The sequence below is a fragment of the Saccharopolyspora sp. genome, from assembly GCF_017434145.1.
Taxonomy (GTDB): domain Bacteria; phylum Actinomycetota; class Actinomycetes; order Mycobacteriales; family Pseudonocardiaceae; genus Saccharopolyspora_C; species Saccharopolyspora_C galaxeae.
This window is the reverse complement of record NZ_JAFRFW010000801.1, coordinates 1-6,515: the sequence shown is the minus strand read 5'-3', so window position 1 is coordinate 6,515 and position 6,515 is coordinate 1. Positions and strand designations below refer to the sequence as shown.

General features: G+C 71.8%; 4 protein-coding genes. 3 read left to right on the top strand and 1 reads right to left on the bottom strand.

Translation table 11 applies throughout. The features are described 5' to 3' along the window. Positions 1–1,411 (top strand): primosome assembly protein PriA (locus tag IJH84_RS21775; protein WP_295148344.1); only part of this gene is annotated, 1,411 nt, incomplete at its 5' end. A gap of 282 nt (positions 1,412–1,693) precedes the next feature. On the opposite strand, the gene IJH84_RS21770 is transcribed toward IJH84_RS21775, so the two are convergent. Beyond that, positions 1,694–2,725, bottom strand: coding sequence for a polysaccharide deacetylase family protein (locus IJH84_RS21770; protein WP_295148341.1), 1,032 nt, complete (start codon positions 2,723–2,725; stop codon positions 1,694–1,696). Positions 2,726–2,883: 158 nt separating this feature from the next. Here IJH84_RS21770 and IJH84_RS21765 point away from each other — a divergent pair, with 158 nt between their 5' ends. Together IJH84_RS21765 and ggt are read left to right on the top strand one after the other, a co-directional pair. Next, positions 2,884–4,497 carry a putative glycoside hydrolase gene (locus IJH84_RS21765; protein WP_295148338.1) on the top strand — a complete coding sequence of 538 codons (1,614 nt, stop codon included), beginning with the start codon at positions 2,884–2,886 and terminating at the stop codon, positions 4,495–4,497. 322 nt (positions 4,498–4,819) lie between these two features. Next, positions 4,820–6,515 (top strand): gamma-glutamyltransferase (ggt, locus tag IJH84_RS21760; protein WP_295148334.1); only part of this gene is annotated, 1,696 nt, incomplete at its 3' end.

Here is a 6,515-nt window from a genome sequence, read left to right as displayed (position 1 = left end):
CTTCCGCGACGTCGAGCGGCTGCACGCCGCCTGCGCGAAGTTGCTGGGCGAGTCCGGGGTCGTCGCGCTCACCGGCGATCTCGGCCGGGAGAAGCGCTACAAGCGGTGGCTGGCGGTGCTGCGCGGCGCGGTTCGGGTCGTCGTCGGCACCCGGGCTGCGATGTTCGCGCCGGTGCACGACCTCGGGCTCGCCGTGGTTTGGGACGACGGCGATGCGATGCACAGCTACCAGCTCTCGCCGTATCCGCACGCGCGCGACGTGCTCACGCATCGCGCGCACGCGGCCGGAGCCGGTGTGCTCGTCGCCGGTTTCGCGCGCACCGCGGAGGCAGCGCTGCTGGTCGAGTCCGGCTGGGCGCAGGAGGTCGTCGCGCACCGCGATCAGGTTCGACGGTCCGCGCCGCGGGTGACCGCGATCGGCGAGGACGACCGGCAGCTCGCCCGCGACCCGGCGGCGCACGCCGCCCGGTTGCCGTCGGTGGCGTTCGAAGCCGCGCGGGGAGCGTTGAAGCAGGGCGCCCCGGTGTTGGTGCAGGTGCCGCGTCGCGGCTACGTGCCGGCGCTGGCCTGCGGGGATTGCCGGGAGCGGGCGCGGTGCCGGCGCTGCGCGGGTCCGCTGGGGCTGCCGGGCGGCACCGTGGAAGGCGCACCCCGGCCCGCGGCGTGCAGGTGGTGCGGGGCGGCGGAAGCGGCTTTCCGGTGCGGTTCGTGCGGATCCCGGAAGTTGCGGGCGATCGCGGTCGGCACCGGGCGCACCGCCGAAGAACTCGGTCGGGCGTTCAGCAACGTCACCGTCCGCACCTCGGACGGCTCCGAGATGCTGGAGAAGGTTCCGGCGAAGCCCGCGCTGGTGGTGAGCACGCCGGGCGCCGAGCCGGTCGCCGAAGGCGGCTACGGCGCCGCGCTGCTGCTGGACGGGCGAACCCTGTTGTCCCGCCCGGAACTTCGCGCGGCCGAGGAGACGTTGCGGCTGTGGTTCGCCGCGGCCGCGCTGGTGCGCCCCGGCGAGGACGGCGGCCGGGTGGTCGTCATGGCGGACTCCTCGCTGCAACCGGTGCAGGCGCTGGTGCGCTGGGACCCTTCCTGGCACGCGGCGCTGGAGCTGGCCGGGCGCGCCGAACTCGGCTTCCCGCCCGCGATGCGGGTGGCCGCGGTGGACGGCACTCCGGACGCGGTCGCCGACCTGCTCGATCACTTGGAACTGCCCGAAAGCGGGGAAATCCTCGGTCCGGTGCCGCTGGGCGAGGTGGACGAGGACGGCGGCTCCGAACGCGAACGCGCCCTGGTGCGGGTGGCTCGCACCGAGGGGCGCGCGCTGGCGAGTGCCGTGTACCAGGCGCAGTCGGTGCGCGAGACCAAGCGCGCCGCCGACAGCGTCCGGGTCCGCGTCGACCCGCTCGAATTGCTCTGAACCCGCGACGTGCGCCCGCCGGCTCCGACCGGCCGCCGGTTCGCCTTCCTGGCGTGCGCCCACTTCCGGCCGACACGCCCGCACATCGCTCAACCCGTCCTACATCGAGCGAGATGAACGGACCGTTGGCCCGGTCTATTCGGTCCAACGGTCCGTTCGCTCGGTGCAACCGGCCCGGCCCGGGCGATGTGCGGGTGTGTCGGCCTAGCGCAGGGCGTGAGCGGATCGCCGCCTGTCTTCGGCTCGGGCGCTGTCCGTTCACTCCGGGAAGTGCCGGGGCGATCAGTAGCGGTAGAGGTTCGGCAGGTTCGGTGCCGGGGCGGTGTCGGCCGCGGCCGGGGCGGAGATCCGGTTCGGATCGCCGTCGGAGGTGTAGCGGCGTTCGGGCTGGGCGGCGAGCTTGTCCAGCCACTGCGTCGAGCCGTACTCGGCCTCGTCGCCGGTGGCCGCCTGCGAGCGGATCCGCGGGATGCTGGTGCGGTCGAAGTCGGCGTCGAACGGCGACGGCGCCGGGTTGGACCCGACCAGGAACACCGCGTCGTGGTGGTAGGTGACTCCGTCCGCGGTGCCGTCGGTGGCCAGCGGCTCGTCGTCAGGATGCATTCCCAGCGGCAGCGCCAGCGACCGCACCGGCACGTCCGGCAGCGCTTCGCCGATCATCCGCTGCATCCCGGCGATCTGGTGCTGCGCCTCGGCCGAGTCGACCTTGCCCAGGTTGGGGTGTTCGAGGGTGTGGTTGCCGACCTCGAAACCGTGCTCGTGCAGCCAGGGCAGCGTGCGCTTGCCGCCGGGGTCCTCGAACGGCGGGTCGAAGACGAAGAACGTCGCGGTGGGCCGGAACTCCGGATGCTCGGCGGCGGTGTCGAGCATGATCCGCACGGCGGTGTCCGGCGCCGGCTGCCCAGCACTGTCCAATGTGAACTGCCCGGTGGATCCGTCGTCGAAGGTGAGCAGCACCGGGTGCCGTCCGGCGGGCACGTCGATCCGCCCGGTGGCGTACTCGCTCGCGGTGATCGGGGTGTAGCCCTCGTCGCTGAGTCGTTCCAGTTCCGCGCGGAACTCCTGCGGTGTGCGGTCGTAGACGCTGCTCGGATCGGGCGTGATCCGGTGGTACATCAGCACCGGTACTTCGCCGAGTTCGTTGGCATGAACCGATTCCGGAGCGGGCGGCGGAGGCGGCGCCGGTGGCGCGGCGGGCGGTGGCTTGGCGGCGGCTTGGTCGGCTGATCTTGCGGGAGCACTGCACGCGGCACCGGACACGGCGAGCAACGAGACCGCCGCGGCGATGCAGGTGCGTTCGATCACACTCAACATCGGCTCGCACATTAGTGGAGAAACTGCCCGATGTGGATACTCCAAGTGATTAATTGATCTTTCGAACGCTACCTGGAAGGGTGGCGCGCGCCATACAGCCGACAACGTAACGTGACGTTGGGTTGTCCGGATTCGCCGAAGTCGGGGAGGCGAAAGCTGTGACCGAACCTGTCTCCGAAGGCCCCGCCGGGGCCGGAAAAGTCAGCCGTACCAACCGGATTCCGCAGTGGGTGCTGGTGGGAGCCGCCGTCGTCGTGCTGCTCGTGGCGGCGTACCTGCTGCTCCGCTTTCTGTCCACAGAGGACGTAGAAGTGGACGGCCTGCCGGAGCACCCGGTGACTCCCGCCGCCGCTGCCGATGGATCCATTCAGATCCGCACCGAAAACCCCGGTGTGGCCCAAGTGCTGCTCGACGGCCGCCATGTGGGTGTCCAGCAGCAGCCCGGAAAACTCGCCGTGCACGCCCAATCTCCGCCGGACGGGGTGCACCGGCTGGAGGTCATCACACCGCGCTCGGTGTCCTGGCTCGGTTCCACCAGCACCACGCGGGAGTTCACAGTGGACAGTGAGCCGCCGCAGCTGGCGGTGGAGGACTCGCTGCGCCCGGAGCGGCTCGGCGAACCGGTGACGGTGCGCGGCAAGGCCGCGGGCGCGGCGCAGGTCACCGTTGCGGGCAAACCGGTCGCACCGCGCCCGGACGGCTCGTTCTCCGCCGTGGTCGACCGGCCGGACCGCGAAGTGCAGGTCGTGGCCACCGACGACGCGGGCAACCGCGCCGCGAAGACGATGACGGTGCACATCAAGCATCCCGGGATGCGCGCGGTGCACATGACCGGGCTCGCCTGGACCAGCGGCAAGCTGCGCGAACCCGTGCTGGAGATGGCGCGGCAAGGCCGCATCGACACCGTCGAACTCGACATCAAGGACGAGAGCGGCGAAATCCCGTACGACTCGAAGCTGCCCGAGGCGAACCGGATCGGCGCGGTGAAGAACTACTACAGCGCCCGCGAGGCGATCGACCAGCTGCACGGCATGGGCGTGCGCGTCGTCGGGCGCCTGGTCGCGTTCAAGGACCCGGTGCTGGGCGAGGCGTCCTGGCGCGAAGGGCACCCGGAGCGGGTCGTGCAGACCTCCGACGGGCAGCCGTGGACCGGCGGGTACGGCGGCTACGCGTTCACCAACTTCGCCGATCCCGCGGTGCGCCAGTACAACATCGACGTCGCCGCGGAGGCCGCGGAGCTGGGCTTCGACGACGTGCTCTACGACTACGTGCGCAGGCCCGACGGCGGTATCGAGAAGATGCGCTTCGCCGGGCTGAACACCACGCCGGAAGCCGGGATCGCGGAGTTCCTGCGCCAGAGCCAGACCGCGGTGCGCTCGCGGGGCGCGCTGCTGGGTGCCTCGGTGTTCGGCATCTCGGTGGACCGGCCCACGCAGATCGCCCAGGACATCCCGCAGATGGCGAAGTTCGTGGACTACATCGCGCCGATGGTCTACCCGTCGCACTGGGGGCCGGGCGAGTTCGGGGTGGCCGAACCGAACTCCGCGCCCTACGACATCGTGCGGCGTTCGCTGGCGAAGTTCTCCGAGGCGGTGGCCGGTACCGACGTGCAGATCATCCCGTGGTTGCAGGACTTCAGCCTCGGGGCGGAGTACGGGCCCGCCGAGGTCGGCGCGCAGATCGACGCGGCGCGGGACGGCGGAATGCCGTCCTACCTGCTGTGGGCGCCGAACTGCCGGTACCACGGGGACGCGCTGGTCCCGCAGGGCTGAGCGGGCGGCCGCGCCGGGCGAGTGGTCCGGCGCGGCCCGTGCGTCGGTCGCGGGCGGTAGTGCGGAGTCCGCAGGAACAGGGTGTTCGCTTCCCGGAAGCGCGCTTCGCCCAGTGCGCGCACAGCAGCGCCGAGATTGCCGAGAATCTTCGATTTTGTCCATTGGGCTGAACGATCACCGGCAAATTGCCCTCGTGGTGGCTACTCCGCCGGGCGGTTCCAGGCGAAGCCGATCTCAGTCCGCAAACGGTTCGCCCGTTCGTGTTGTCCGGCGCATCGGCAGTGGGCACAGTGGCGAGCATCACCGAGACCGGAGGTGCGCCATGCAGCGAAGGATCGTCCGCAGCACGTTGGCCGCGCTGGCGTCGTGCGCGCTGCTCGCACCAATGGCGCAAGCGGTACCGGCTCCCGCGCCTGGCCCGCCCAAGAAGGCCGAGGCCGTCGGCCGCGGCGGCGCGGTGTCCAGTGTGGACTCCGATGCGACGCGTGCCGGGATCGAAGTGTTGCGCCGCGGAGGATCGGCCGCCGACGCCGCGGTCGCGGTCGCGGCCGCGCTCGGCGTCACCGAGCCGTATTCCGCGGGCATCGGCGGAGGCGGCTACTTCACGCACTACGACGCCCAGACCGGCAAGGTGTCCACAATCGACGGACGCGAGACCGCGCCGGCCGCCGCGGGCGAAGGCCTGTTCCTGGAGAACGGCAAGCCGATCCCCAAGGACGAGGCCATCACCAGCGGCCTCGGCGTCGGCGTGCCCGGCACTCCGGCCACCTGGCAGCAGGCGCTGGACAACTGGGGCCGCAAGGACCTCGGCGAGGTGCTGCGCCCGGCCGAACGGCTCGCTCGCAACGGATTCGTCGTCGACGAGACCTTCCGGCAGCAGACCGCGCAGAACCAGCAGCGGTTCAGCGCGTTCCCCGCCACCCGGGACCTGTTCCTGCCCGGCGGGCAGCCGCCGCGGCCCGGCACCGTGCTGCGCAACCCGGACCTGGCCGATACCTACCGGACGCTCGGCGAACAGGGCCTCGACCCGTTCTACCGCGGCGAGATCGGCGCGGACGTCGCCGCGACCGTCCAGCACCCGCCGGTCGACCCGGCCGCGGGCCGGCACGTGCGGCCCGGCGGGATGACCGCCCGCGACCTGCGGGACTACCGCGCGGTCGACCGGGAGCCGACGCACGTCGACTACCGCGGCCTGGACGTCTACGGCATGGCGCCATCGGCCTCCGGCGGCACGACCGTCGGCGAAGCGCTCAACATCCTCGAGCGCAGCGACCTGCCGGAGCTGGACGAGGCGCAATACCTGCACCGCTACCTGGAGGCGAGCAAACTCGGGTTCGCCGACCGCGACCGCTGGGTCGGGGACCCGGCGTTCTCCGACGTGCCCACGAGCGAGCTGACCGGGCAGCGGTTCGCCGACTCCCGATCCTGCTTGATCACTCCGGACGCCGTGCTGCCCGCCCCTGCCGCGGCCGGCAACCCGCGCGACCCGGGTGGCTGCGCACCGGCGACCGCGCCCGGCGGCGAGCACCACGAAGGGCCGAACACCTCGCACCTGACCGTCGCCGACGCCAGCGGCGACGTCGTCTCCTACACGCTGACCATCGAGCAGACCGGCGGCAGCGCGATCACCGTTCCTGGCCGCGGTTTCCTGCTCAACAACGAGCTGACCGACTTCTCGTTCACCCCGGCCGCGCCGGGCGAGCCGGACCCGAACCTGCCCGGCCCCGGCAAGCGGCCGCGCAGCTCGATCAGCCCGACCATCGTGCTCCGGGACGGCGAGCCGCTGCTGGCCACCGGCAGCCCCGGCGGAGCCACGATCATCACCACCGTGTTGCAGGTGCTGACCGGCAGGCTGGACCGCGGAATGTCCCTTGTGGACGCGATCGCGGAACCCCGCGCCTCGCAGCGCAATTCAGCGAGTACCGACGCCGAACCCGGGTTCCTCGCCCAGCCGGAGGCGGACAAGCTGCGCGGCATCGGGCACGAGTTCGAAACCTCCGCTGAGATCGGCGCGGCGT